Origin of the sequence: Streptomyces sp. NPDC004647 (assembly GCF_040609575.1) — a bacterium.
In the GTDB taxonomy this organism is placed as follows: Bacteria; Actinomycetota; Actinomycetes; order Streptomycetales; family Streptomycetaceae; genus Streptomyces.
In genome coordinates, this window is record NZ_JBEXKU010000012.1 from 38,750 (window position 1) to 62,202 (window position 23,453).

The following is a 23,453-nucleotide window of genomic DNA, read 5'->3' on the forward strand; positions in this document are numbered from 1 at the left end:
CGATCTTCGGCCGCGGCCCTCACGGCAACCGAGACCGCACGGCTAACGGGTACAGGTCATCACGTAGGAGCACCCCTCCAGGAGCCGGCCAAGGCCCCCTCTGCCCTCACATCGCGGTTGCGGGGAGCTCGGGGCGGTGCCTGCCGTCAGCGGTCCCGCAGCCGGTCCGCCCCCTCCCGGACCGCGGGCAGCCGCTGGTACAGCGCGTCGCCGGGACAGCTGGTCTGGTGGCTGTCCCGATGCCCGGAGATGACGTGGAAATGGGCCGTCTCGCCCTTGTCGTACTTGCTCTCGTCGTTCGTCGAGACCAGCCGCACCATGCCGCGCGGGTCGGCCCCGTACCGCAGTTTCCACGCGGCAACCTTCGCGATCCCCTCGATGAGCGCCCGCGGCACCTTCACCCCCGACCCGAACGTGCCCAGCGCGGCGATTCCCACACTGTCGTCGTTGAACCCCTTGGTGTGCGCCCCGTGCACGGCCCGGCCGACGCCGCCTGCCCGGCCTTCGTAGATGGTCCCGCACCGGTCCACGACGAAGTTGTAGCCGATGTCGTCCCAGCCCTGAACCCTGACGTGGTCCGCCTGTAGCGCTCGCAGCATCTCCGGGACATCAGCGCAGGCGTAGCCGTTGGGATGCCCGGTGTGGTGGATGAAGACCGCGCTCACCGGACCCGTGTACGTCGCCCGCTGCCTGACCATGCCCTCATCCGCCCGCCAGGCCGCCCGGCTGACGATCGCGGGCTGCGGCGCCCCGTGCTGCGGCGCGGGGCCGATGGCGACCGGCTCGGGCGGGTCCGGCCGTACCGGGGCGTCCCGCAGCACCAGCAGAGCCAGCGGCAGGGCCATGGCGCCCAGGGCGAGTCGACGGGACCACATGGAAACCACCCTGCGCCCCGATCACGCACCTCGCAGGTGAGCGAACCAATCGAGTGAAAGCCGGGCGCCTGTGCCGCCAGATCCCCGAAAGGCCTGAGGAACGACTTTCTCTGCCTGTTCGAGGCGGCTCGGTCCCGCGCGCCCCGGGCGAGACTGCTCCCGCGGCGCATTGGTTTCGGTTTCTATCTCATTCACTGCGTCCGGCTCGGCCGAACGGGTGACGTGCGCATACGCCGCCGCAGGTCAGGGGACTTCCCCACCCGTCTGCCCACCCGTTGATTGTTCATGGGTACGGGACCGCCTTGCATCGGCCCGAGATCCGAGAGTGCCGGCCGAAAACTCAGGCCGGGGCGGCCGCCGTGATGTGGCTCAGCACGCACAGCCAGCGGCCATCCCGTTTCACGAACACATCGGTCGTCCACTCGTCGGCGTCGAAGCGTCGGCCCTGGTAGTGGGCCGTATTCGTCATCCGCACCGTGAGAACCGCGGTGTCGCCGTAAACCCGGACCCTGGCCTGGTCGACGAGATTCATGGCCGAGTGGGTCAGCTCCCCGGACTCGACAAGTGAGAGGAAGTATGCCTTGGCGGAGACCCCCGACTCGGAGACGATCACCCAGTCGTCGGCGATGAATTCGGCAATCCGTGCCGCGTCGTTGGACACGATCGCAGCCGCCCAGTCCTCCGCGACGGCTACGAGCTGAGCCTGAATCGCGTCGCCTTCCGGGCTTTTCGGGGGTGTACCAGCGGATTCGCCCACTTTCCGATCCTAACCGGCCTGACCGGAATCCGAGTCAGCGTCCGACGGTGAGTGTCTCGGTGCGACCGGGAGTTCTACGGCGAGTGTTACGGCGAATTCTTCGGTGCGGACGAGGAACCGGACGAGGAACCGGACGAACCGGAGGAAGAGGCGCCGATGGCCTCACCCTTGTCGATCGTCCCGCCAAGCTTCTTCTGGGCCGCCTTCATACGTTCCTCGGGCTTGGCGGAGATCACCCAGCGGTTGCCGACCAGGTAGACGCCGCCGTACATCTGCGCGTACTCCAGCCAGTCGCGCTTTCCTTTGTCGGTGTCGAAGCTGACGAACAGGTACTGCGCCTTGGCGGCATGGCACACGCCCTGGCGATAGTCGTCCACCTCCGTGGTGATCTCGGCGGTGCAGCCGACGGTGGACGCGAGCTTCTCCACACTGGCCGGCCGGGCGACCTTGACGGTCTCACGTGAGATAGCCGACTTGCGCTCGGCGACGCTCCGCTTCTCCTTCGGGCCGGCGCCCCCGCCGCAACCACTGACCAGCAGTGCCGAAACCATCACAAGAACCGGAGCCATGAGCAGGCGACGCCGCTGTCGGCAGGACGGATGATCGTCCATCAGGCGCTCCCTCGTCACAGGTGGGTGGGTCACGCCTATCGAGTACGGAACCAGTGACCAGGCCGTTCATCGCGCCGACGCCTTCAACGGGCGGATGACCGATCAGCGGGTGAGCCAGCGCAGTCCGTACGGCCCGAGGTCGAAGGAGTGGCCGTCGACCTTCGCCGCGATCTTCCGGTCGAGTGTGTTGACGACCAGCACGGCCTTGTCGTCGGCGAGGACCTTGAGGTTCCGCTTGTCGTCCGCGGCGACGGAGACGTCCCGGAAGCGGGTGCCGGGCGGGAACTCGCGGGCGAAGCGGCTCAGCAGCTTCAGCATCGGCAGCCCGGACCCGCCGTCGGCGAGTTCGGTGCTGCGCCAGAGGCAGCCCGCGCAGCGCTCGCCCTTCTTCTGCGGATTCCAGTAGAAGCCGGTGGTGGCCCCGCCGCGGGCCATCGCGATCACTCCCGCGGCCTGTACGGCGCTTCGGTGCCGCTCGCTCCAGCCGTCGCGTTCATCGCGCTCATCCCCCGGCTCGACGTACCACTCGGCCCACCACAGCGGCAGGCCCGTCGTCCGGCGCACCCAGCGGCCCACGGCGGCCAGTTTGTCGGTGGCCGCGAACTCGTCCGGGATCAGCCGGTCGTCGCGCGTGTAGCTGGAGCCGTCGACGACGACGAAGTCCGCGCCGGCCTTGTGCTCGTTCCAGTACGTGACGGCCTCGAGAGAGCGGCGGTCGGCTGTGCCCCAGGGGCCGGAGAGGCCGGAGGCATAGGTGTCCTCGCCGGGCGGGTGACTGTCCATGACGACGTACGGCCCGCCGACCAGGATGTCCTTGCTCACCTTCTTCAGGGCCGCGTGGACGAGGTTGTAGAGCCGGGTGTAGCCCTCGTAGTTCCAGCGCTTCCTGCTCTCGTCGAAGAAGCCCTTGAACTCGTTCCAGACGATGAAGTGCCGTACGTCCGGGTAGCGCCGGGCGACGGTGGCCGCGAGCGCGGCGAAGTCCTCGTAGTGCTCGGGGGCGGGGGCCGTCTCCAGCCGCTCCTTCGACCAGTCCGTACGGCCCGCCTTGCCGCCCTTCATCCAGTCCGGGGCGCAGCACAGGGTGATGACCGGGGTGCCGCCGGAGCGGCGGACGAAGGCGATACGGCGGTCCAGCTCGGCGAAGTCGTAGCGGCCCGGGGAGGGTTCGGGATTGTCCGCCCCCCAGCCCATGATGTGCTGGTTCTGCGGCATGGGCTGCGCCGAGAGCAGCTTCTCCGCCCGGCTGCCGGCCGCCGGCTCGCCGTCGTCGGCGCTGAACTCGGTGTGGGTGAACCCCCAGCCGAGTTCCGCTCTCGCCTTCCCGGAGGGTACGGACGGCGTGCCGTACGCACCGGTCGCGCCCTTGCTTCCGCGGTACGGCTCGCTGCCGCCGGGCGGGGCGCCGCACATGGTGAACAGCAGGGCCAGCGCGGCAATGCCCACTCCGAGCAGCGCGGTGACCCCGAACCGCCCTGCCCCCGGTAACGTCCCTCGTGCCCCACCGTGACGTGTCATCGTGGCCAGGGTAGCGACGGTCATGCCCGGTTCGACCGGTTCTTGCGGAAGTGACGGGTAACCGATGAAAAACCTGCGTGCGCAAGGGCTGCCGGTGCCGGATCATGAGCCGCATGCCCGCCGAACGACCGCCCGACCTCAGGAGGCCCACCCTGCCCAGCGAGACCACGCCGCCGCCCGGCGACCGGCCGGCCGAGGCCCAGGACGCGCTGCCGATCCGTCTGCACATGGATGACAGCGATTCGCCCTCCGATGTCGTGGACGCGCTGTTCCTGGGCCGGTTCGCCACCGGTGAGCAGCCCTACTCCCGTAGCTCGTCCATCGACCGGCTGAAGACGGGGGCGTCTCTGCTGCCCCCGGCGGCGAAGGTGCTGCGCTCGGCGCGGGACGACGACCGCAGCGCGCTGCTGGCGGAGGGCGAGGGCTGGACGCTGCTGGTCTCCCGGTGGAACCGCGGTGCGGATGTGACCGTGACCGCCCTCTCGGACGAGTTGGCCGAGAAGGTCCTCGGGCAGAGCGTCGACGGCGCGGAGGACGAGCCGGAGCCGCAGCCCGAGAATGTGCCGATGGGCTTCTGGTACGTCTCGCCCCGGCGCGGCCCGCACCGCACCACCCGGCAGATCTCCGCCGGGACGTGGGAGGAGACCCGGGCGAACTATACGGCGCCGGTCGCTGAAGCGATGGACCGGCTGATGAAGGTCACACCGGACGACATCGCGGGCCGGCTGCTTCTTCTGCACGGCCCGCCCGGTACCGGCAAGACCTCCGCGCTGCGGACGCTGGCACGGGCATGGCGCGACTGGTGCCAGGTCGACTGCGTGCTCGACCCGGAGCGGCTGTTCAACGACGTCGGCTATCTGATGGACATCGCGATCGGCGAGGACGACGGCTCGGCGAAGGGGCGTTGGCGGCTGCTGCTGCTCGAGGACTGCGACGAGCTGATCCGCGGCGAGGCCAAGCACACGGCGGGCCAGGCGCTTTCCCGGCTGCTGAACCTCACGGACGGGCTGCTCGGCCAGGGGCGCAATGTGCTGGTGGGGGTCACCACGAACGAGGACCTGGAGCGCCTGCACCCGGCGGTGGTCCGCCCGGGCCGCTGCCTGGCCCGTATCGAGGTGGGCTCGCTGACCCGCGCGGAATCGGTGAACTGGCTCGGCAGGGAGGAGGGGATCGGGCGGGACGGCGCGTCGCTCGCGGAGCTGTACGCCCTGCGGCGCGGTACGGGCCCGGCGTCGGTCCCGTCCCAGCCGTCGGACGCGGACGCGGGGTTGTACTTGTAGCGCGGATCAGGAACCTTCGTAGACGGCCCGCAGCGCGTCCTCGGCGGCCGCGCGGGCAGCGGCGAGGTCCAGGCCCAGGCGGTGCACCCGCTCGGCATAGGCCGAGGCCGCCGCGGCGGCCTCGCGCTCCGCCGCTTCGCCGGCCGCGGCGATGAAGGTGCCGTTGCGGCCCCGCGTCTCGATCACTCCGTCGGTCTCCAGCGCGCGGTACGCCTTGGCGACGGTGTTCGCCGCCAGACCCAGCTGCTCGGCGAAGCCGCGTACGGTCGGCAGCTTGTAGCCGACCGGCAGGGCTCCCGAGCGGGCCTGGCCGGCGATCTGGGCGCGTACCTGCTCGTACGGCGCCTCGGCGGCCTCGCTGTCGACGACGACCTTCAGTCTCACGGGGGCTCCTCGCGGATCGCTGCGCTTTGTGGCACCCATTGTGTAGGACAGGCCCGGCTCCGGCGCGGCGTGGCACGCGAAACCTGCGCGCGGGTCACCGGGTCGGCGACACGCGTGCACCCCCGGCGGACCGGGCGTGCCCGGCCCCGCCGCTCAGTCGACCGCGGCATCCTCCGGAGTGCTGCGAGCCAGCGCGGCCAGGGTGTCCAGGGCGTTGGCCAGCGTCCCGGGCGGCGGGGATGCGAGACCGAGCCGTACGGCGTGGGGAGCGCTGCGCGAGCCGACCACGAACGCGGCGGCGGGGGTGACGGCGATGCCCCGGCGGGCAGCGGCCGCGACGAAGGTCTCGGCCCGCCACGGCTCCGGCAGCTCCCACCAGCAGTAGTAGGAATACGGGTCGCTGCGCAGCGCGAAGCCCTCGAGATGCCGGCGGACGATCCGCTGCCGGTCCGCCGCGTCACGGCGCTTGGCCGACCCGATGGCCGCCACGGTGCCGTCGGCCATCCAGCAGGTCGCGGCTTCGAGGGCGAAGCCGGTGGCCGTCCACGCTCCGGAGCGCAGCGCGGCGGCGACCGGGCCCGCGTGGGAGGCGGGCGCTACGGCGAGGCCGACGGTCAGGCCCGGAGCGAGCCGCTTGGACAGGCTGTCGACCAGGATGGTGCGCTCCGTCGCGAGGGCCGCCAGCGGGGGCGGACCGTCGTGCAGGAACGCCCAGATGGTGTCCTCGACCGCGTGGAGGTCGCAGGCGCGCAGGACGTCGGCGAGTTCGGTACGACGCCACTGCGGCATGGTCGCACCGAGCGGGTTGTGCAGCGTCGGCTGCACGTAGACGGCCCCAAGCGGGGTGCTGCGGTGGGCGGCGGCAAGGGCGTCGGGGCGCAGCCCGGCCTCGTCGGTGGCGAGCGGGACGAGGGTGACACCGAGCCGGGCGGCCATGGACTTCACCAGCGGGTAGGTGAACGACTCGACGCCGAGCCGGCCGCCTGCGGGGACGAGCGCTGCGACAGCGGCGGCGATCGCCTGGCGGCCGTTGCCCGCGAACAGCACGCTCTCCGGGGCCGGTTGCCATCCGGGACGGGCCAGGAGCGCGGCGGCCGCGTCGCGGGCGACAGCGGTGCCGGCGGCGCCGACGGGCCGCAGGCTCGCGGCCAGGACATCGGGGCGGAGCAGGCGTCCAAGGCTGTCGGCGAGCAGGCCGGACTGCTCGGCCACCACGGGATAGTTCAGCTCCAGGTCGATCCGAGTGCCGGCGGCGGCCGGTTCGGCGAGGGCGTGGCCCGGTGACGGTTGCGCGGCCCGTACGAACGTGCCGCGGCCCACTTCGCCGACGACGAGCCCGCGCCGTACCAGCTCGCGGTAGACGCGCCCGGCCGTGGAATTGGCGACGCCGTGCTGCCGGGCGAACGCGCGCTGGGTCGCGAGGCGGTCTCCCGGTCGCAGCCGACCTGCGGCGATATCGGCCGCCACGGCGTCGGCGATCAGCCGGTAGTCATCCATCCGCGTCCCCTTGTCCGAGATCAAAACCCTGCATTGCACCGAGGGCAATGATTGCATTGCACTCAACTGCTGGAGCTGCTTACGATCACGGTCAACTGCACGGGATTCGCAGGACAGTTGACCGAGAGGATGGAATCCGTGGCAACGACTGCCATCGAGGGGATCACCGTCGGGTACGACGACGAGGGCAGCGGTGAGCCGTTGGTGCTCGTCCACGGCCACCCTTTCGACCGCTCGATGTGGGCGCCGCAGATCGCCGAGTTCGCGGGGGCGGGACAGCGGGTGATCGCACCGGATCTGCGCGGCTACGGCGAGAGCACCGTGATCCCGGGCAAGACGCCGCTCGATGTCTTCGCCCGCGACATCGCCGCTCTGCTGGACCACTTGGCGGTCGACCGCATCGTCCTGGGCGGGCTCTCCATGGGCGGTCAGATCGTGCTGGAGTTCTACCGGCTGTTCCCGGAGCGGGTGCGGGGGCTGCTGCTCGCCGACACCTTCGCCCGTGCCGAGACGGAGGAGGGTCGGAAGGTGCGCAACGAACTGGCCGACCGGCTGCTCCGTGAGGGCATGCGGGGATACGCGGACGAAGTGCTGGCCAAGATGATCGCGCCGTACAACGTCGGGGCGATGCCCGCTGTCGCCGAGCATGTGCACCGCATGATGCGCGGCAGCTCACCCGAAGGCGCGGCGGCCGCGCTGCGGGGCCGCGCCGAACGGCCCGACTACTGCGACCTCCTCGAAAAAATCTCCGTCCCCACGCTGGTGGTGGTCGGCCGGGATGACGAGTTCACCCCGGTGGCCGACGCCGAGTTCATGTACCAGCGCATCCCGGACTCGGCCCTCGCCGTCATCGAGGGCGCCGCCCACATGCCGAATCTGGAGCGCCCGGACGAGTTCCATCGCGCGCTGCACCGTTTTCTCCCCGGCACCGGTGGCTGATCAGCTTTCTCTCGTCGCGTCAGCGTTCATGCGGCCTCGTCCTGTCGGCGCGTCATGGGGTGGCCGGGAGCGGGACGGCCCGGTCCGGGCCCTTCGGGTCGTGGGCAATCGGGTCCCCCGGGCTGTGCCAGTGCAGGACAAAGCGGTGGCCCGCACGGTATGCCTCCAGCCCGGCCCGGCAGTACGCGACCATGTCGTCCGGCAGGCTGTCCAGCGAGAACCAGTCCAGCTGCGAGCACTTGTCGGGCTCACGGTTGACCGGCTCGCCCCCGGCTCCGTACGCGGCCTCGAAGAACCAGCCGATCCGGGGCCGCCCCTCCGGCGCGCGGTGCTGCATGACCAGGGCGACCCGCAGATCCTCCGGGGCGAGGTCGATTCCGGTCTCCTCCCACGCCTCGCGGATCATCGCCTCCCGTACGTCCTCGCCGTCCTCCGCATGGCCGGACGGCGCGTGCAACAGTCCGTCGGCGTAACCGGTGTTGGCCCGGCGGCCGAGAAGCACCTGGTCCCCTCGGCGCAGGATCAGATGGACGTCGACCACCTCGGTGTGGCGCCGGGGCGCGGCCGGGTGGACCACCATCGCGTACCGCTCGTCGGTGACCTTACGTCCCCACAGGGCGGCGTCGGCGGAGAGCCGCTCGGTGTGGATGCGGCCCGCCAGCGGCGCGGCCGCTGCGGAGAGGGTGGCGGCCGGGATACCGGCCGGATCGGTCTCACCCCAGACGCCTTCGACCAGGACGAGCCGTCCTCCTGGGCGCAGCAGTCCCGCCCAGTGGCGCAGCACGGCGGCCGGGTCGGCGAGCATCCACATGACGTGCCGGGCGAGGACGACATCGAACCGGCGCTCCCCCACGGGCGGTCGGGCCGCATCCCCGACGAGGACGCGCGCGCCCGTCCCGGCGAGTTTGGCCCGGGCCTCTCCGGCCATGCGCGGTGAGCGGTCGACCGCGGTGACCCGGTGGCCCCGTCCGGCCGCCAGCAGGGCCAGACTGCCGGTGCCGCACCCCAGGTCGAGGACGTCGGACGGCTCGCCCGGCAGCCAATCCGCGAGCCGCGCCGCCCAGGCGGCCCGTACGGCGGGGTCGCGCAGGCCGTGGTCCGGCTCGTCGTCGAAGTGCGCCGCGGCGGCGTCCCAGTATGCGGCGGTCAACGTCTCATCGCTCATACCGCGATCGTCGCATCGGCCACTGACAGTCCGCCCGGACCCGGTTGCTTGCCGGGCCGGGCCCAATTGCTCCCCGGACCCAGCCGCTCCCCGGACCCAGACGCCTCACGGACCCAGACGCCTCACGGGACCCCGGTCGCAATGCCGCCCAGGCGCTCAGACCCTCTTGCGGTAGTGGATACGGTCGTACGGGCCGTCCTGCCGGCGCTCCGTCACTTCGTAGCCGTAGCACGGGTAGAGCTCCTGGTTCTCCCACATCAACGCGTTGGTGTAGAGCCGGATCTCCGGCAGACCGCGCTCGCGCGCGTACCTTCGGCGAAGGCGAGCAGGGCCCGGCCCACACCCTGGCCGTGCGGCCCGCGGGTGGACCGCGACGCTCTCCAGGAAGAGGTGGTCCGCCTCGGGCACGAGCACCAGCGCGCCCACGCGCGCGGCGGATCCGGCCGACCCCCGCGGCTCCGGGTCGCCGGTCACGAACACCCGCCCTGCCGCGATGTCGGCTGTGTGGTCGGCGTCCATCGGGGCGGGGCGGATGCCGATCCGGTCGATGCAGTGGTGGTACGCGGCGTCGGTGGCAGCCCGTACGGCGGGGCCGTCGGCCGGGGCCGCGGAGCGGATGTCGTTCATGATCGGGCCGGTGTCCTCCTCCGCACTCGGGTCAGCGGGCACCGAGTCCGCGGTGCCGGAGGCGCCGGGCGGCCAGTCGCGCAGTGGGCTTCTCGGCGCGCAGGGCGGCCAGTTCGCTGCCGAGCACGGTACCGAGGCGGGTGAGGAACGCGCTCGGGCCGTCGGCGGCGTCGCCGTCCCCGCCGTCTTCCGGGGCTTCCTCGATGACGCGGTCCACGATGCCGTGCGCGAGGAGGTCGGCGGAGCGTACGCCTTGGCGGGCGGCTGCCTCCTCGGCCCGGTCCGTGGTCCGGTACATGATCGCGGAGGCGCCCTCGGGCGGCAGCGGGGAGAGCCAGGCGTGCCGGGCCGCGAGCACCCGGTCGGCAGGTAGCAGCGCAAGCGCGCCACCGCCCGCCCCCTGGCCGAGCAGCAGGCACAGAGTCGGCGCCGACAGCGTGACGAGGTCCGCGAGGCAGCGGGCGATCTCGGCGGCGAGGCCGCCCTCTTCGGCCTCGCGGGAGAGCGCGGCGCCCGCCGTGTCGACGACCGTGAGCAGCGGAAGATTCAGCTCGGCAGCTATCCGCATACCGCGCCGGGCCTCGCGCAGGCCCCCCGGGCCCAGTGGCGGGGCCGACTCGGCGCGGCGGTCGTGGCCGAGGACAACACAGGGCGTGCCGCCGATCCGGGCGAGCGCGAGCAGCAGCCCGGGGTCGTGCTCCCCGGCCGCGGTCCCGCTGAGCGGGGTGACCTCACGGCCCGCGACCTTCAACAGGGCGCGTACGCCGGGGCGCTCGGGGCGCCGCGAGCGCTGGAGGGACTCCGCTGCCGGTGTGTCCGGTGCGGCGGCGGTGTCGCGCCCGGCCGGTTCGTGGGACCGGCTGTCCGGACCTTCGGGATCCGCGTCCCCGCAGAGGACGGCGAGCGCGCGCGCCGCCACGCCCGGAAGCTGACGGGCGGGGAACACCGCGTCCACCAGGCCGTGGGCCAGGAGGTTTTCCGCTGTCTGGACGCCAGAGGGGAACTCCTCGCCGTAGAGGGCCTCGTGGACGCGCGGGCCCAAAAAGCCGATGAGCGCTCCCGGTTCGGCCCCGGTGACATGCCCCAGGGAACCCCAGGAGGCGAGCACCCCTCCCGTCGTGGGGTGCCGCAGATAGACCAGATACGGCAGCCCGGCCGCCTTGAGGCTCGCGATGGCCGCGGTGACCTTCACCATCTGGACGAAGGCGACAGTCCCCTCCTGCATACGGGTGCCGCCGGACGCAGGTACGGCGAGCAGCGGTAGCCGCTCCTCCGTGGCCCGTTCCACGGCCCGGACGAGCCGTTCGCCCGCCGCGACCCCGATCGACCCGGCCAGGAAGCGGAACTCGCAGGCGACGAAGGCGACCCGGCGCCCGCGGATCCGGCCCTCGCCGGTGACGACGGACTCGTCGAGACCAGTGAGCTCGCGCGCCCGTTCGAGGTCGGCGCGGTAGCTCTCGTCCTCGGTGGTGACGGCCACGGGCTCGTCCCAGCTCCGCCGGCTGCCGGGGTCGACGACGGCTTCGATCAGGTCGAGGGCGGGAGTACGAGGGCTGGGTCCGGTCATGGCACACACCTTGCCACGGCCGTCCCCCGGCCAGGTTCTCGCATGACCGCCGAGTGACACCCCGGTCGCACGGTCACCTGTCGGGTGGCGCCCGGCCGGCACCGGAAATCAACCCTTGTTCAGGCGTGGACCGCGGAGGCCGGGGAGCTTCGACGACCCCGCTTCCTCAGGCCCTTCTTAGCCTCGGCTTAAACGCACCATAAGGATCCCCTTCAGCCCGCTCCAGCAGCGGAATTCGCCGTTCTGCGGGTCTAGCGTGCTGATCGCCGAGGCAGGGCCCGACCCCGTCGGCGCCGTTCTTTCGGGGGGCGGTGCCGCCGTCCCGGGCGCCCCCCACACACACGCCCCCGAGGCCTCGGCAGGAGCAGCACCCGGACAAGAGCAGCCCCAACGATGCAGCACCACCGATGAGCAGCCCCACCGAAGGAGCCCCCACCATGACCGCACGTCGTCAGGCCGCCGGGATCGCCGTCATAGCCGTCACGCCACTTGCGCTCACCGCACTGGCCGCCGCGCCCGCGGCAGCGCACGGTTCCATGACCGACCCCGTCAGCCGGGTGTCCGCCTGCTTCAGCGAGGGACCGGAGAGCCCCAAGTCGGCGGCGTGCAAGGCGGCCGTGGGGGCCGGCGGCACCCAGGCGCTCTACGACTGGAACGAGGTCAACATCCCCGACGCCGCCGGGAAGCACAAGCAGATCATCCCGGACGGCAAGCTGTGCAGTGCGGGCCGCGACAAGTACAAGGGCCTCGATCTGCCGCGCGCCGACTGGCCGTCCTCCAAGCTCGCCGCGGGCAAGCACACCTTCCGCTACAAGGCCACCGCCCCGCACAAGGGTTCGTTCGAGCTCTACGTCACCAAGGACAGCTACGACCCCGCCAAGCCGTTGAAGTGGTCGGACCTGGAGCCGGCGCCGTTCGCGAAGGTGACCAACCCGAAGCTGGTGAACGGCGAGTACGTCTTCGACGGCACGGTGCCCGGCAAGTCCGGCCGCCACCTGATCTACAGCATCTGGCAGCGCTCGGACAGCCCGGAGGCCTTCTACACCTGCTCCGACGTCGTGTTCGGGCAGGACAGCGGCCGCGGTTCCGCCCCGGCTCCGAAGGCGAGCGCTCCGAGCGAGAAGCAGATCGACAAGGCCATCGACAAGTCGACGGTGGACCACAACGGCCACGGCGGCGACGGCGACCAGCACAACACCGCATCGCGCGGAGCCACCGGGAGCCCCGCAGAGCAGTCGGCGAAGGACGCGGCCGCGGACACCGAAGCGGCGGGCAACGCGCCCGCGCCGAACGGCTCGGCGGCACCGGCGGACGACGACAAGCTCGCCCAGACCGGCGGCGACAGCAGCACCACCCCGATCGCCCTCGGCGGCGCCGGCGTGCTCGCGCTCGGGGCGGCCGTGCTGTTCGCAACGGGCCGCCGCAAGGCCGCCCGCAGCCGCGGCTGAACCGCCAAGCGCCCCCGACGAGGATGGGTAAGGCCTCGTCGGGGGCGCGACTCAATCGAGTGATCAGGCGTTGAAGCAGGTCGTCGGGGTGGCGTGGTCGGGGTCGAGGGCGTTGGCGGTCTCGTGGAAGGCGAGCCGGTCGAACAGGCCGATGGCCAGATGCTCGGAGAAATCGACCGAACACAAGTCCTGCAGTAGGACGTTGCGCACGCCGGGCCCGGAGAGGTACTGCGAGGCGTACGGGGTGACGACCTCGTCGTACTTGGTCGCGATCACGGTGTAGCTCACGCCGGGGACGGTGTCACCGCCCTCGTTGAGCTCGCGCAGGAAGTCCGACCCGGCGATCTGGTCGGCCAGCCCGGGGGCCATGCCGTCGATGGCGTCCTCCGCGCCGGGGAAGAGGTCGAGCAGCCGGGTGAGCCCGTTCAGGGTGGTGCCGTGGTTGTCGGGCGCCAGGCCGATCAGCGCGTGCACCTTGTCCGCGCCACCCAGGAACTTGAGGTAGTGACGCGGCATCATGCCGCCCTGGCTGTGGCCGACCAGGTCCGCCTCGGCAGCCCCGGTCGCCGACAGGACGCGGTCGACGTAGGCGGAGAGCTGCCGGGCCGAGTCCTCGATGGGTCCGAGACCGTGGAAGAGGGGCACCCCGGGCAGCTGGCCGTAGTCCAGGGAGAAGACGCAATAGTCGCGCTTGACCAGATAGGGAGCGAGACCGAGCCAGTTGTCGACCGAGTTGCCGAAGGTGCCGTGCACGAGCACGACGGGGCGGGGATGGTCGGCGGACGGTTTGCAGGAGAAGTTGTTCCAGCCGCTGGTCGTACGTGCGGTGGAGTCGTCGGCCACGGCGGGTGCTGTGGTGAGCGCGGCCATGAGCAGGAGGACGGGAAGGAGCTTCAGCGCTCGCTTCCAGGGCAGCTTCATGCGATCTCCTCGCGGGGCAGAACGGAGTGGGGTAGCCGTCACCCTGTGATCCGGATCACAAGAGAGCTGTTCACCTGTCAAATTACGGACGAGTAGCAAAACTTGCCAGTCACGCGGCGGTAAAGAAACCGCCATACGGCTTTTACATGACGCTCACAGTGATAATGAGCGCGTCCCGGCCGCGGCTACGGTGAGCCTGGCCGAGACCCGACGGCCCTCACGCCGCGCGCAGGGTTCCGGCCGGCCGGACCGCCCCCGCGCCGAAGCGGGCGCGGGCCCGGTCCGCGGCGGCCTCGATACGGCGGGACTTCTCGTCGGCGGGATCGAAGGTCAGCTGGTGGGAGGCGAGTTCGGCGGGCATCAGGCCCTCGGCCCGGAGGGAGACCCCCCGTACGCGGGCCCGCTGCAGGGCGAGGGAGGCATGCAGCGCGTACGCGGCGGCGGTCAGTGCCGGAGTGTGCGCCGTGGGCTCGGGGAGGACGCGGCTGCGGGTGGTCGTGGAGCGGTCGGCGTAGCGGACGGTGAGGGTCAGGGAGCGGGCGACCTGCCCGTCCGTACGCAGCCGGGTACCGAGCTCATGGGCGAGTGTGAGCAGCGCGCGGCGGCGGTGGTCGGGGTCCAACTCATCGTGGTCGAAGCGGTGTTCCGCACCGAGAGAGCGGGCGGGGGCGTTCGGGGTGACGAAGGCCGGGTCGATGCCGCGCGCCCGCTCGAGGACGCGCCGCCCGGCGCTCGCCCCGAGGATCCGCTGGAGGGCGGCGGGCGGTGCGGCCGCGATCCGGCCGACGCTGTCCAGACCGTACGCGCTCAGGGTGCGGGCCGTGGCCTGGCCGACGCCGTACAGAGCGGCGGCCGGCTTACGGGCGAGGAACGCGCCGACCTCGTCCGGGTCGTCGGGGACGGTACGGATCGCTTCGCCGGGCGCGGGGTCGTGGGCCGCCATCCGGGCGAGCAGCGGGTTGGCGGCGACACCGATGGTGCAGTCGACGTCGTAACGGGCGAGCGCCCGGACCCGCACGAGCGCGGCGATCCCGGCCGCGTCCCGTCCGAAATAGCGCAGCGCGCCACCGACATCGACGAGCGCGGCGTCGGGCGGCAGCGCCTCGATGACGGGGCTGAACTCGGCGAGCAGCCCGAGGAGTCCCGTATACGTCCGCTCCCCCGGGGCGGCCTCCGTCCCGGCGGCCCGGAACCGTACATACAGCACGCGTGTCGGCCCCCGGTCCTCCGGGCTGGCGGGCCCGGAGTTCGCCGCCGGCGCCTCGCGTTCCCGGCCCGTCCCGGGGAGATCCTCGCGCACGCGCGCGTGCCGCGCGTCCGCCCCCGCCCTGTCCGCGGCGGCAGTCCCGGCCCCTGCACGCGCGCGTGGCCGGGGGCCGCGGGCCGGGACGGTCGCGGCGGTTCGTTCGGGGGGACGGGGCGGCGGTGTCATCGGCCCGCGCTCCCCGGGCTGGAGTGCCACAACTTGCGGCCCGTGGCGGCGGTGTCGCCCGCGGGGCGGAGGTCCGCCCAGGGGTGCATGGCGTAGCCGGTCGGCATATGGATGCGACGGCCGCTCGTGGGGTCGCCGGCGGAATCGCGGGTGCCGTCAGGGCCGCCGGCGCCGTCAGGACCGTCGCCGCCGGGTCCCGCGGGCTCCGGCACCGCGCCGGGCTCACCGTCGGGACCCACGGCCGCCAGGCGGGCCGCGACCGCGTCCAGGCCGCCCACCCGGCGCAGTTCCGCGAGCTCGGCGAGGTTCCACGCCGCCGCACCGACCACGCTGAGGCTGCGCGGCCCGCGCCGCTGGACCGTACCGCGGACGAGCAGCAGCCAGGAGTGGAAGACGGTGTGCGCGCATCTCCCGTGGCTGTCGTCGAAGAAGGCCAGATCGACCAGGCCCGTACCGTCGTCGAGGGTCGTGAAGATGACCCTCCGGCCGGAGCGGATCGGCGGGGTCTGCGTGGCGGCCTTGGCGCCGGCGACGAGCACCGTCTCGCCGTGCCGCGCAGCGCGCAGCCGCCGCGCCGGAATCGCGCCCAGCTCCTCCAGGAAGTCGGCATGGTCACCCATGAGGTGCCGGGAGGTGTCCATACCGAGCACATTCAGCTCCGCGCCGAGGCGTTCGGACGCGTCGAGGTCGGGCAGCCCGACGGGCTCCGTGACAGCCGCGGTACGCGTACCCGCATCCAGCGGCAGCTGTCCCGCGTGGGCCCCTCCTTCCCGTCGGCCGGCTCGCTGCCTGCGGTGCAGTTCGGCGATATGCAGCAGCAGGTCGCGGCGGTTGCCGCCGAACGCGTCCAACGCGCCGACCTGGGCGAGCCGTTCGGCGACCGGCAGCCCCGGCCGGGCCCGCCGCCACAGGTCCTGGAGCGAGGCGTACGGCTGTCCGGCCGTGATCCGCTCCGTCTCGGCCTCGCTGATGCCGTGGACTTCGGAGAGAGCGAGGCGTATGCCCCACTTACCACCAGACTCCAGTTCGATTCGATAAGCGGCCGCCGACCGGTTCACATCCAGCGGCAGGATCGGCACCCCGCGCCGCCGCGCGTCCGCGAGCAGCAGCCGCTTCGGGTACATCCCCGGGTCGTGGGTGAGCAGCCCCGCGTAGAAGGCCGCCGGGTAGTGCGCTTTCAGCCAGGCCGATTGATACGTCGGCACGGCGAAGGCGACGGCGTGGGCCTTGCAGAAGCCGTACGAACCGAACGCCTCGACGATCTCCCAGGTGCGCGCCACCACCTCCGGCGCGTAACCGCGGCCCCGCGCCTCCCGCGCGAACCAGGCCCGTACCCGCCCCTGCCGCTCGGAGTCCGACAGTGCGCGCCGCGCCTCGTCGGCGCGGCCCGGGCCGCAGCCGGTCATGATGCTCAGGATCTCGATGATCTGCTCGTGGAAGACCACCACGCCATAGGTCTCGCTCAGCACCCCCTCCAGGTCGGGGTGCGGGTAGTCCGGCGCCTTCCGCCCGTGCCGCGCCTCGATGAAGGGGCGCACCATGTCGGCCGCGACCGGCCCCGGCCGGAAGAGCGAGATGTCCACGACCAGATCGTGGAAGGTGCTGGGCTGCAGCCGTCCGATCAGGTCGCGCTGGCCCGGCGACTCGATCTGGAAGCAGCCGAGCGTCTCGGTGGACCGGATCAGGTCGTACGTCGCGGGGTCGCCCGGCGGCACCTGCGCCGGGTCGTCCAGATCCAGCCGGTGGCCCGGTTCCGGCGCGGCCCGCTCGATCTCCGCGACCGCGTGCGCCATCGCGGACTGCATCCGCACCCCGAGGACATCCAGTTTGAGCAGCCCCAGGTCCTCGACGTCGTCCTTGTCGAACTGCGACATCGGGAAGCCGTCGCCGCTCGCGACGACGGGTGTACGGGCGTGCAGCGAGGCGTCGGACAGCAGCACCCCGCAGGGGTGCATGGCGATCCCGCGGGGCAGCGCGTCGAGCGCCTCCACCAGCTCCCACAGCCTGCCGTAACGGTCCTGCCCGGCGGCGACCGCTCGCAGTTCGGGCAGTTCGGCGAGCGCCGCCCGCGCATCGCGTGCCCGGATGTGAGGGAACGCCTTGGCGAGCCGGTCGACCTCGGCCGGGTCCATGCCGAGGGCCGCGCCCACGTCCCGGATGGCGTGCCGTACCCGGTAGGTCTCGGGCATGGCGACGGTGGCGACCCGCTCCGATCCGAAGCGATCGAAGATCGCGCGGTAGACCTCCAGCCGGCGGGCGGACTCGACGTCGATGTCGATGTCGGGCAGCACGCGCCGGTCCTTCGACAGGAAGCGCTCCATCAGCAGGTGGTGCTCCACCGGGTCGGCGTGCGCGATGCCGAGGAGGTGGTTGACGAGCGAACCGGCGCCGGAGCCGCGGGCGGTGACCCGGATGCCGAGCGCACGGGTGTCGTCGACGACCTGGGCGACGGTGAGGAAGTACGAGGCGAAGCCGTGGTACGCGATGATGTCCAGCTCCTTGTGGAGCCGTTCCCAGCGCTCACGGTCCCGGTCGTGGCCGCGCAGCACCATGGCGGCGGCGCAGCGCGAGCGCAGAGCCCGGTCGGCGGTGCGCCGCTCCGCGCCGACCAGGTGGGGTTCGGGGAAGTGCACGCTGCCGAGCCCGAGGTCGTCCTCGGGGTCGACCAGACACTCGGCGGCGGTCCGCTGCGTCTCCTCCAGCAGACGGTACGCCGCGTCCCGCCGGAAACCCGCCGCTTCCGCGATCCGCTCGGCGACGCGCGCCATGTCCCCCGCGTCTTTGAGCCAGCGTTCACCGCTGTCGAGAGTCTCCGGTTTGCGCGGGTCGACCGGTACGAGACGGCGAGCGGCGTCCAGCACGTCGGCGACCGGCCCCTGCCCGGGGTCGGCATAGCGCACGGCGTTCGTCAGCACGGCCCGTACGCCCTGGTCAGCGGCGAAGCCGACGGTACGGGCGGCGAGCCGCAGCGAGCCCGGACCGGTGCCGGCGCGCCCCAGGTGCACCGCCTCCAGCCGGAGCGCGTCGCCGTGTATCTCCCGCCAGGGCACGAGCAGCCGCGCGGCGCGGTCGGGGCGGCCCGCGGCGAGGGCGCGGCCGATCTCGGAGTCGGGGCCGAGCAGCACGGTCAGCCCGCTGTCCGCGGACTTCTCGAGGTCCGGCCGGCCCAGGACGGGCCGCTCGGCGCCGTCCGCGTGAGCGGCCGAAACCAGCCGGCACAGGGCGGCCCAGCCGGTGGCACCGTCCCGGGCGAGGAAGACCGCACGGGGCGTGGACTCGTCGATGAACGCCCCGCCGCGCACCGGACTCCTCCTCTCCGCAGAGGACGAGGAGGAAGTGCGTCCGCGCTGTGCGCTCCCCTTGCCGTCCCGTGCCCGCTCCCCCACGGCAAGGCCGGTCCCGAACAGCGGCCGCACTCCGGCCGTCGCACACGCCTTGGCGAAGCGGACCGCCCCGGCGAGGGTGTCCCGGTCCGCCAGTGCGATGGCGTCCATGCCGCGCTCCGCGGCGCGTCCGGCAAGCCGCTCCGGGTGCGTGGCCCCGTACCGCATGGAGAACCCGGAGACGGTGTGCAGATGCGTGAACCCGGGCATCCACACCTCCTGCCATTCGCCCACCCCCTGGCTGAAACCTTTCCGTCCTCCCTTCCCCCACCATAGACCAAGCTTCGAACATTCGTGCGACACGATGCGAGCGGCCGACCCTGGACACCACGCCCGCCCCGTTCGACCATTCGCCGCCCGCGTCGGACACCCGCCGTCCGCGCCGCCGGATTACGGATCTCCCCCCGGCCGCCCCCGCAGGGTCAGAGGATTTGCGCCTGCCGGAGCGACGCCCCCGCCGACCCGACCGAAGAATCTCCCCCTACAGGCGCGGATCGACGGAAGATCGTGCGACACGCCGATGAAAAACAGCACTTTCCAGCCGAGGTGGGTTGACCCGGGGACCTTTACGTAGGGGCATTTCTGCAGGTCAGAGTGTTGTTTTTGCTTGAACTAGGGAATTTCGTCCACATGGTGGACGTTCTTCACAGGTCCTCCACACCCCCTCCGAGCTGCCCGAATGTACATTCGGGCACGATATGTTGGCGGTCGGCGACTGAAAGTGACCGATCAAGATGCGTTCACCGTTCGCATGAGCAAGACTCCCGTTCGGCATCTGCACCTGCGAACAAACAAAGGAGTTTGAAATGCGGTACACCATGGGGACGTTGGGAGCGGCAGTGGCTCTGGCCGTCGGTTGCCTGGCGGGCACGAGCGGCGTGGCCCAGGCCGAGTCCGGGGACTCGGGCCGGCTGTACTCCCCTTCGGCCCTGGTGCTCTCCGTCGGCAACGGCGAGGACGCGGCGACGGCCTCCGTACAGCGAGCCGTGACGCTGCGCTGCGCCCCCACCCCCGGCGGCGACCACCCGACAGCCGCACAGGCCTGTACGGAACTCCGCGCCCTCAACGGGGAGTTCACGACGCTGACCGACTCCGACGCACCCGGCCGGGTGTGCACCAAGATCTGGAACCCGGTCGTGGTCACCGCGGACGGCGTCTGGGAGGGCCGCAGGGTCTCCTGGTCGCACACCTTCGCCAACCCGTGCGTGATGGAAGCGGCCCAGGCCACCCAGAAGGGCGTCTTCGCCTTCTGATGCGAGTCTGATACGGGTCTTCCGACCTGCGGGAAGGGGTCGTGGCGCACGGGGCCGTGGGGGACCCGCCGCAACGGCGCCGGCCCCCGGACACCACACAGGTGTCCGGGGGCCGACGGCCCGCAGCTACTGCCGTATCAGCCGATCTCGGCGCCGAACGCCTGGAGCGCCTCCGGTACCGGCTGGAAGAAGGTCGTACCGCCGGCGGAGCAGTCACCACTGCCGCCCGAGGTCAGACCGAGCGCCGTGTCGCCGGCGAAGAGCGAGCCGCCACTGTCGCCCGGCTCGGCACAGACCGTGGTCTTGATCAGGCCCTCGACCGTGCCCTCGGAGTAGTTGACGGTCTCGTTGAGGCCGGTGACCTCGCCGTCGTGCACCTGGGTGGTGCTGCCGCTGCGCTGCACCTGCTGCCCCACGGTCGCCTCACCCGCCTTGGCGATGGCCTGGGTGCTGCCGTTGTACAGGTCCACCGCACTGGGGTGCTCGGCACTGCCGGAGTACTTCACGAGTGCGAAGTCGTTGCCCGGGAACTGGGAGTCCTCCATCGTCCCGATCGCCGGGCCGCCCGCGGACTCGGACCACTCGCTGCCCTGCTTACCGCAGTGGCCGGCGGTGATGAAGGCCGGCTCGCCGCCCACGGTCACGTTGAAGCCGAGCGAGCAGCGTCCGCCACCGCTGTGGATGGCGTCGCCGCCCGCGATGAAGGTCTTGTACTCGCCGGCGGTCCGCTTCACCTCGACCCTCTTGCCCAGCCCGTCGGCGACCGTGTTGAGCTTCGCCAGCTTGGCGCCCTTGACGGTGCGGTCCGCCGTGACGACAACCTTGTTCGAGACCGGGTCGACGGACCACGAGGTGCCGGGAATCGTCGCCTTGTCCGCCAGCGCCTTACGGGCGGAGTTCAGCTCACCCAGGGTGTGCTGCACGAGTCTCGCCTCGGCCCCCTTCGCGCGGACCTTCTCCGCCGCCGCCTTGTCCACGACGTTGACCACGAGCTTCTTGGCCTTGGCGTCGTAGTACGAACCGGCCGTGTCGGCGCCGAGGTCGGAGGCGACCGTCGAGGCCAGCTTCGTGGCCGCCAACGCCGACAGCGGGTCCGGGGTCGGGGTGGTGGACGCGTTCGCGTTCGACAGCGTGAACGCTGCGGCGACGACGGCCGCCGCTCCCGCACCCGCGATGGCCGTGCGGCGCTTATTGATCCTTCGGTGCTTCAACTCAAGACCTCCAGTGGGGGGTTGGGCCCTGCTGTGGGGAGCAATCGGGCCGGAGGACGTACGTATGTACGAAAGTCGAGATGTCCGATTTGGGGTCGCGTTCATGTCAATTGGGCGCCGCCGAGTATGCCGAGGCTGTCGATGGCGCACAAGTCCGAGTTCGGATCGCACGTACGAAAACGCCGGTGCGCCCTCTCAGGGGCGCACCGGCGCGGGCACGTCAGTACGGGTACGGCGACTCACGGCGAGCCGCCGGTCAGCAGCGGGTGAGGACTACATCTGTCCGGAAACGGCCTTCCCTTGTCCGGATTCCGAGGACGGTCGGTCGGTGGTCGGACGGCCCCCGTCGGCCGGGGGCGTCTCTGCTTCGGGGGCGCCGGCGGCCGCGGTCCCGGGAGAGGCCGCGGTCCCGGGAGAGGGTGTCTCGACGGGAGGCGCCTCGGAAGAAGCGGCGCCTCCGGAGGCGTCAGAGGAGGCAGGCGCGGGCGCGGCGGGAGCAGGGGCCGCGGGCGCGGGTTCGGCGGACCGGCCCTCGGCAGGCACTTGCTGCGGCGGCGCTGCCGTGACCTGCGGCCCGGCTTCGGGATACCCCTGAACCGCTGGAGCCGGACCCTGCTGAGCCCGCTCCAGGAAGCGCAGCAGCTCCACGGGGAACGGCAGCACCAGCGTGGAGTTCTTCTCGGCCGCCACCGCCACCACCGTCTGCAACAGCCGCAGCTGGAGCGCGGCGGGCTGCGCGGACATCTGCTGAGCGGCCTCCGCCAGCTTCTTCGAAGCCTGCAGCTCCGCGTCGGCGTTGATCACCCGGGCACGCCGCTCACGGTCGGCCTCGGCCTGGCGGGCCATCGACCGCTTCATCGTCTCGGGCAGCGACACGTCCTTGATCTCGACCCGGTCGACCGTCACTCCCCAGCCGAGGGCCGGGCTGTCGATCATCAGCTCCAGGCCCTGATTGAGCTTCTCGCGGTTGGACAGCAGATCGTCCAGCTCGCTCTTGCCGATGATCGAGCGCAGCGAGGTCTGCGCCATCTGCGAGACCGCGAAGCGGTAGTCCTCGACCTGGACGACGGCGTCCGCCGCGTCCACGACCTTGAAGTAGACGACGGCGTCGACCCGCACGGTGACGTTGTCGCGGGTGATGCCCTCCTGCCCCGGCACCGGCATCGTGACGATCTGCATGTTCACCTTGCGGAGCCGGTCCACGATCGGAACGATCAGCGTGAACCCAGGTTCACGCACCTTCGGCAGCAGCCGCCCGAGCCGGAGGACGACCCCGCGCTCGTACTGCTTGACCACGCGGGCCGCGGCCATGGCGTACACCGCGCCGCCGGAGAGCGCTACGGCTCCCGCTGTCAGGAGCTCCTCGACCATTTCGGCCACCTGCCCGTCCGTCATCGCGAGCGATACCCCGTACGAGCGATGCCCCGTGCGGGGTCTGCTCTCCACGATAATCCCGCGCCGATCCATAGAGGAGGCCGCGGACGCGGACGAGCCCCCGGCCTGTGCACGGGCCGGGGACTCGCCTGCTGAAGGCTGTGGATCTCAGCGGTGGATCGGAGGTGCTGGGAGGTGGATCAGTGCGTACGGATCACACGCACGGATCACACGTACGGATCAGTAGACGCTCACGCCGTACGCGCTCAGTGCCTCGGTCACCGGCTGGAAGAAGGTCGTACCTCCGGAGGAGCAGTCGCCGCTGCCCCCAGAGGTCAGGCCGACGGCCCTGGTGCCGGAGTAGAGCGGGCCGCCGCTGTCCCCGGGCTCGGCGCAGACGTTGGTCCGGATCATGCCGTAGACGATGTCACCGCCGCCGTAGTTGACCGTGGCGTTCAGGGCGGTGACCCTGCCGCTGTGGATGCCGGTGGTGCTGCCGCGGCGGGTGACGGACATGTTGACGGTGGCGTTGACGGCGCTGGTGATGTCCTGGCTGCCGACGGTGCCCGGGTGGGAGATGGAGGTGTTGGTGTAGCGGACCAGACCGTAGTCATTGCCCGGGAAGCTCGAACCGGCGGTCGGGCCGATGACGGTGGAGCGGGCGGAGTTGGTGTACCAGTTGCCGGCTCCCTCGGTGCAGTGACCGGCGGTGAGGAAGTAGTACGTGCTGCCGCTGCGCACGTTGAACCCGAGCGAGCAGCGCCAGCTGTCGGCGTAGATGGCGTCGCCGCCGGAGAGAAGTTTGCTGATCTTGCCAGGAGTGCGCTCGATACGGATGGCACCGGCGTTCGGGCCGGCTTCCTGCTTGATCTCCTCGATTTCGGTCTGGGAGACCGTGCTGTCTGCCGTGACGACAAGGGTGTTGGTCGCCTTGTCGACATGCCAGGCAGTACCTGCCACATCGGCGGCGAGCACCGCATTGTCCGCGTCGGAGAGCTGCGCGGCGCTGTAGGTGGGGGCGGGAGGTTCGGCGTTGGCGGCTGGTACCGCGAGAGCCGAGACGGCGACGAGTCCGGAGGCCACGGCGATCAGCCGGGCGCGTCTCGCGACGCCGCTGTGGGGGGCAGTGCGCTTGATCCTCACTTGTTCCTCCAAGAGGGGAATCGGGGGTCCGCTTGGGTGGGCAGTCCCGTGAGGCGCAGCCAGAGAAC

At 71.6% G+C, this 23,453-nt stretch carries 19 protein-coding genes; 4 read left to right on the forward strand and 15 right to left on the reverse strand.

Annotation, left to right across the window (positions count from 1 at the left end; genetic code table 11):
- Positions 1 to 146: 146 nt before the first annotated feature.
- The 4 genes from ABZW18_RS07685 to ABZW18_RS07700 all read right to left on the reverse strand — a co-directional run bounded on the left by ABZW18_RS07685 (position 147) and on the right by ABZW18_RS07700 (position 3,761).
- The gene (locus tag ABZW18_RS07685; RefSeq protein WP_356183543.1) at positions 147 to 875 is read right to left on the reverse strand and encodes a peptidoglycan recognition protein; all 729 of its coding nucleotides are present in this window, start codon (positions 873 to 875) and stop codon (positions 147 to 149) included.
- Positions 876 to 1,215: 340 nt separating this feature from the next.
- Positions 1,216 to 1,632: a nuclear transport factor 2 family protein gene (locus ABZW18_RS07690; RefSeq protein ID WP_356183545.1), complete on the reverse strand. Its 417-nt coding sequence runs from the start codon at positions 1,630 to 1,632 to the stop codon at positions 1,216 to 1,218.
- Positions 1,633 to 1,718: 86 nt separating this feature from the next.
- Positions 1,719 to 2,243 (reverse strand): hypothetical protein, encoded by a 525-nt coding sequence (locus ABZW18_RS07695; protein ID WP_356183547.1) that lies wholly within the window; start codon positions 2,241 to 2,243, stop codon positions 1,719 to 1,721.
- A gap of 102 nt (positions 2,244 to 2,345) precedes the next feature.
- Positions 2,346 to 3,761: a xylan 1,4-beta-xylosidase gene (locus ABZW18_RS07700; RefSeq protein ID WP_356183550.1), complete on the reverse strand. Its 1,416-nt coding sequence runs from the start codon at positions 3,759 to 3,761 to the stop codon at positions 2,346 to 2,348.
- 113 nt (positions 3,762 to 3,874) lie between these two features.
- Here ABZW18_RS07700 and ABZW18_RS07705 point away from each other — a divergent pair, with 113 nt between their 5' ends.
- Positions 3,875 to 5,041 (forward strand): DUF5925 domain-containing protein, encoded by a 1,167-nt coding sequence (locus ABZW18_RS07705; RefSeq protein ID WP_356183553.1) that lies wholly within the window; start codon positions 3,875 to 3,877, stop codon positions 5,039 to 5,041.
- A gap of 6 nt (positions 5,042 to 5,047) precedes the next feature.
- Here ABZW18_RS07705 and ABZW18_RS07710 read toward each other — a convergent pair whose 3' ends face one another.
- Both ABZW18_RS07710 and ABZW18_RS07715 read right to left on the reverse strand, forming a co-directional pair.
- A complete protein-coding gene (locus ABZW18_RS07710; protein ID WP_356183556.1) occupies positions 5,048 to 5,425 on the reverse strand; it encodes a GntR family transcriptional regulator in 378 nt (125 codons plus the stop codon).
- Positions 5,426 to 5,578: 153 nt separating this feature from the next.
- Positions 5,579 to 6,922, reverse strand: coding sequence for a PLP-dependent aminotransferase family protein (locus ABZW18_RS07715; protein WP_356183558.1), 1,344 nt, complete (start codon positions 6,920 to 6,922; stop codon positions 5,579 to 5,581).
- Between the two features lie 138 nt (positions 6,923 to 7,060).
- Between ABZW18_RS07715 and ABZW18_RS07720 the strand changes: the two genes are divergently transcribed.
- On the forward strand, positions 7,061 to 7,861 hold the full coding sequence (locus ABZW18_RS07720; RefSeq protein WP_356183560.1) for an alpha/beta fold hydrolase: 801 nt from the start codon (positions 7,061 to 7,063) through the stop codon (positions 7,859 to 7,861).
- A 52-nt stretch (positions 7,862 to 7,913) separates the two neighbouring features.
- On the opposite strand, the gene ABZW18_RS07725 is transcribed toward ABZW18_RS07720, so the two are convergent.
- The 3 genes from ABZW18_RS07725 to ABZW18_RS07735 form a co-directional block, all read right to left on the reverse strand.
- Positions 7,914 to 9,026, reverse strand: a complete 1,113-nt coding sequence (locus ABZW18_RS07725) for a methyltransferase domain-containing protein (RefSeq protein WP_356183562.1) — start codon at positions 9,024 to 9,026, stop codon at positions 7,914 to 7,916.
- Positions 9,027 to 9,182: 156 nt separating this feature from the next.
- Entirely contained in the window at positions 9,183 to 9,653 is a 471-nt protein-coding gene (locus ABZW18_RS07730) for a GNAT family N-acetyltransferase (protein WP_356183694.1), read from the reverse strand.
- A gap of 31 nt (positions 9,654 to 9,684) precedes the next feature.
- On the reverse strand, positions 9,685 to 11,220 hold the full coding sequence (locus tag ABZW18_RS07735; protein ID WP_356183565.1) for a carboxyl transferase domain-containing protein: 1,536 nt from the start codon (positions 11,218 to 11,220) through the stop codon (positions 9,685 to 9,687).
- A 437-nt stretch (positions 11,221 to 11,657) separates the two neighbouring features.
- Here ABZW18_RS07735 and ABZW18_RS07740 point away from each other — a divergent pair, with 437 nt between their 5' ends.
- On the forward strand, positions 11,658 to 12,668 hold the full coding sequence (locus ABZW18_RS07740; RefSeq protein WP_356183568.1) for a lytic polysaccharide monooxygenase: 1,011 nt from the start codon (positions 11,658 to 11,660) through the stop codon (positions 12,666 to 12,668).
- Between the two features lie 63 nt (positions 12,669 to 12,731).
- On the opposite strand, the gene ABZW18_RS07745 is transcribed toward ABZW18_RS07740, so the two are convergent.
- From ABZW18_RS07745 to ABZW18_RS07755, 3 genes are all read right to left on the reverse strand, one after another.
- On the reverse strand, positions 12,732 to 13,589 hold the full coding sequence (locus tag ABZW18_RS07745; RefSeq protein ID WP_356183571.1) for an alpha/beta fold hydrolase: 858 nt from the start codon (positions 13,587 to 13,589) through the stop codon (positions 12,732 to 12,734).
- A gap of 217 nt (positions 13,590 to 13,806) precedes the next feature.
- Positions 13,807 to 14,796 (reverse strand): hypothetical protein, encoded by a 990-nt coding sequence (locus tag ABZW18_RS07750; RefSeq protein WP_356183697.1) that lies wholly within the window; start codon positions 14,794 to 14,796, stop codon positions 13,807 to 13,809.
- Between the two features lie 221 nt (positions 14,797 to 15,017).
- On the reverse strand, positions 15,018 to 18,614 hold the full coding sequence (locus ABZW18_RS07755; RefSeq protein WP_356183574.1) for a DNA polymerase III subunit alpha: 3,597 nt from the start codon (positions 18,612 to 18,614) through the stop codon (positions 15,018 to 15,020).
- Between the two features lie 596 nt (positions 18,615 to 19,210).
- Between ABZW18_RS07755 and ABZW18_RS07760 the strand changes: the two genes are divergently transcribed.
- Positions 19,211 to 19,657, forward strand: coding sequence for a subtilase-type protease inhibitor (locus tag ABZW18_RS07760; RefSeq protein WP_356183577.1), 447 nt, complete (start codon positions 19,211 to 19,213; stop codon positions 19,655 to 19,657).
- 137 nt (positions 19,658 to 19,794) lie between these two features.
- Here ABZW18_RS07760 and ABZW18_RS07765 read toward each other — a convergent pair whose 3' ends face one another.
- The 3 genes from ABZW18_RS07765 to ABZW18_RS07775 form a co-directional block, all read right to left on the reverse strand.
- Positions 19,795 to 20,868: a S1 family peptidase gene (locus ABZW18_RS07765; RefSeq protein ID WP_356183580.1), complete on the reverse strand. Its 1,074-nt coding sequence runs from the start codon at positions 20,866 to 20,868 to the stop codon at positions 19,795 to 19,797.
- A gap of 273 nt (positions 20,869 to 21,141) precedes the next feature.
- Complete coding sequence (locus ABZW18_RS07770; protein WP_356183699.1) at positions 21,142 to 22,239, reverse strand: SPFH domain-containing protein; 1,098 nt, start codon at positions 22,237 to 22,239, stop codon at positions 21,142 to 21,144.
- Between the two features lie 243 nt (positions 22,240 to 22,482).
- On the reverse strand, positions 22,483 to 23,385 hold the full coding sequence (locus ABZW18_RS07775; RefSeq protein ID WP_356183582.1) for a S1 family peptidase: 903 nt from the start codon (positions 23,383 to 23,385) through the stop codon (positions 22,483 to 22,485).
- Positions 23,386 to 23,453 lie beyond the last annotated feature (68 nt).

Coding starts and splice junctions, on each gene's coding strand:
- ABZW18_RS07685 (WP_356183543.1), bottom strand. CDS start 875: ATGTGGTCCCGTCGACTCGCCCTGGGCGCCATGGCCCTGCCGCTGGCT.
- ABZW18_RS07695 (WP_356183547.1), bottom strand. CDS start 2,243: ATGGACGATCATCCGTCCTGCCGACAGCGGCGTCGCCTGCTCATGGCT.
- ABZW18_RS07700 (WP_356183550.1), bottom strand. CDS start 3,761: ATGACACGTCACGGTGGGGCACGAGGGACGTTACCGGGGGCAGGGCGG.
- ABZW18_RS07705 (WP_356183553.1), top strand. CDS start 3,875: ATGCCCGCCGAACGACCGCCCGACCTCAGGAGGCCCACCCTGCCCAGC.
- ABZW18_RS07715 (WP_356183558.1), bottom strand. CDS start 6,922: ATGGATGACTACCGGCTGATCGCCGACGCCGTGGCGGCCGATATCGCC.
- ABZW18_RS07725 (WP_356183562.1), bottom strand. CDS start 9,026: ATGAGCGATGAGACGTTGACCGCCGCATACTGGGACGCCGCCGCGGCG.
- ABZW18_RS07730 (WP_356183694.1), bottom strand. CDS start 9,653: ATGAACGACATCCGCTCCGCGGCCCCGGCCGACGGCCCCGCCGTACGG.
- ABZW18_RS07735 (WP_356183565.1), bottom strand. CDS start 11,220: ATGACCGGACCCAGCCCTCGTACTCCCGCCCTCGACCTGATCGAAGCC.
- ABZW18_RS07740 (WP_356183568.1), top strand. CDS start 11,658: ATGACCGCACGTCGTCAGGCCGCCGGGATCGCCGTCATAGCCGTCACG.
- ABZW18_RS07745 (WP_356183571.1), bottom strand. CDS start 13,589: ATGAAGCTGCCCTGGAAGCGAGCGCTGAAGCTCCTTCCCGTCCTCCTG.
- ABZW18_RS07755 (WP_356183574.1), bottom strand. CDS start 18,614: ATGCCCGGGTTCACGCATCTGCACACCGTCTCCGGGTTCTCCATGCGG.
- ABZW18_RS07760 (WP_356183577.1), top strand. CDS start 19,211: ATGCGGTACACCATGGGGACGTTGGGAGCGGCAGTGGCTCTGGCCGTC.
- ABZW18_RS07770 (WP_356183699.1), bottom strand. CDS start 22,239: ATGGTCGAGGAGCTCCTGACAGCGGGAGCCGTAGCGCTCTCCGGCGGC.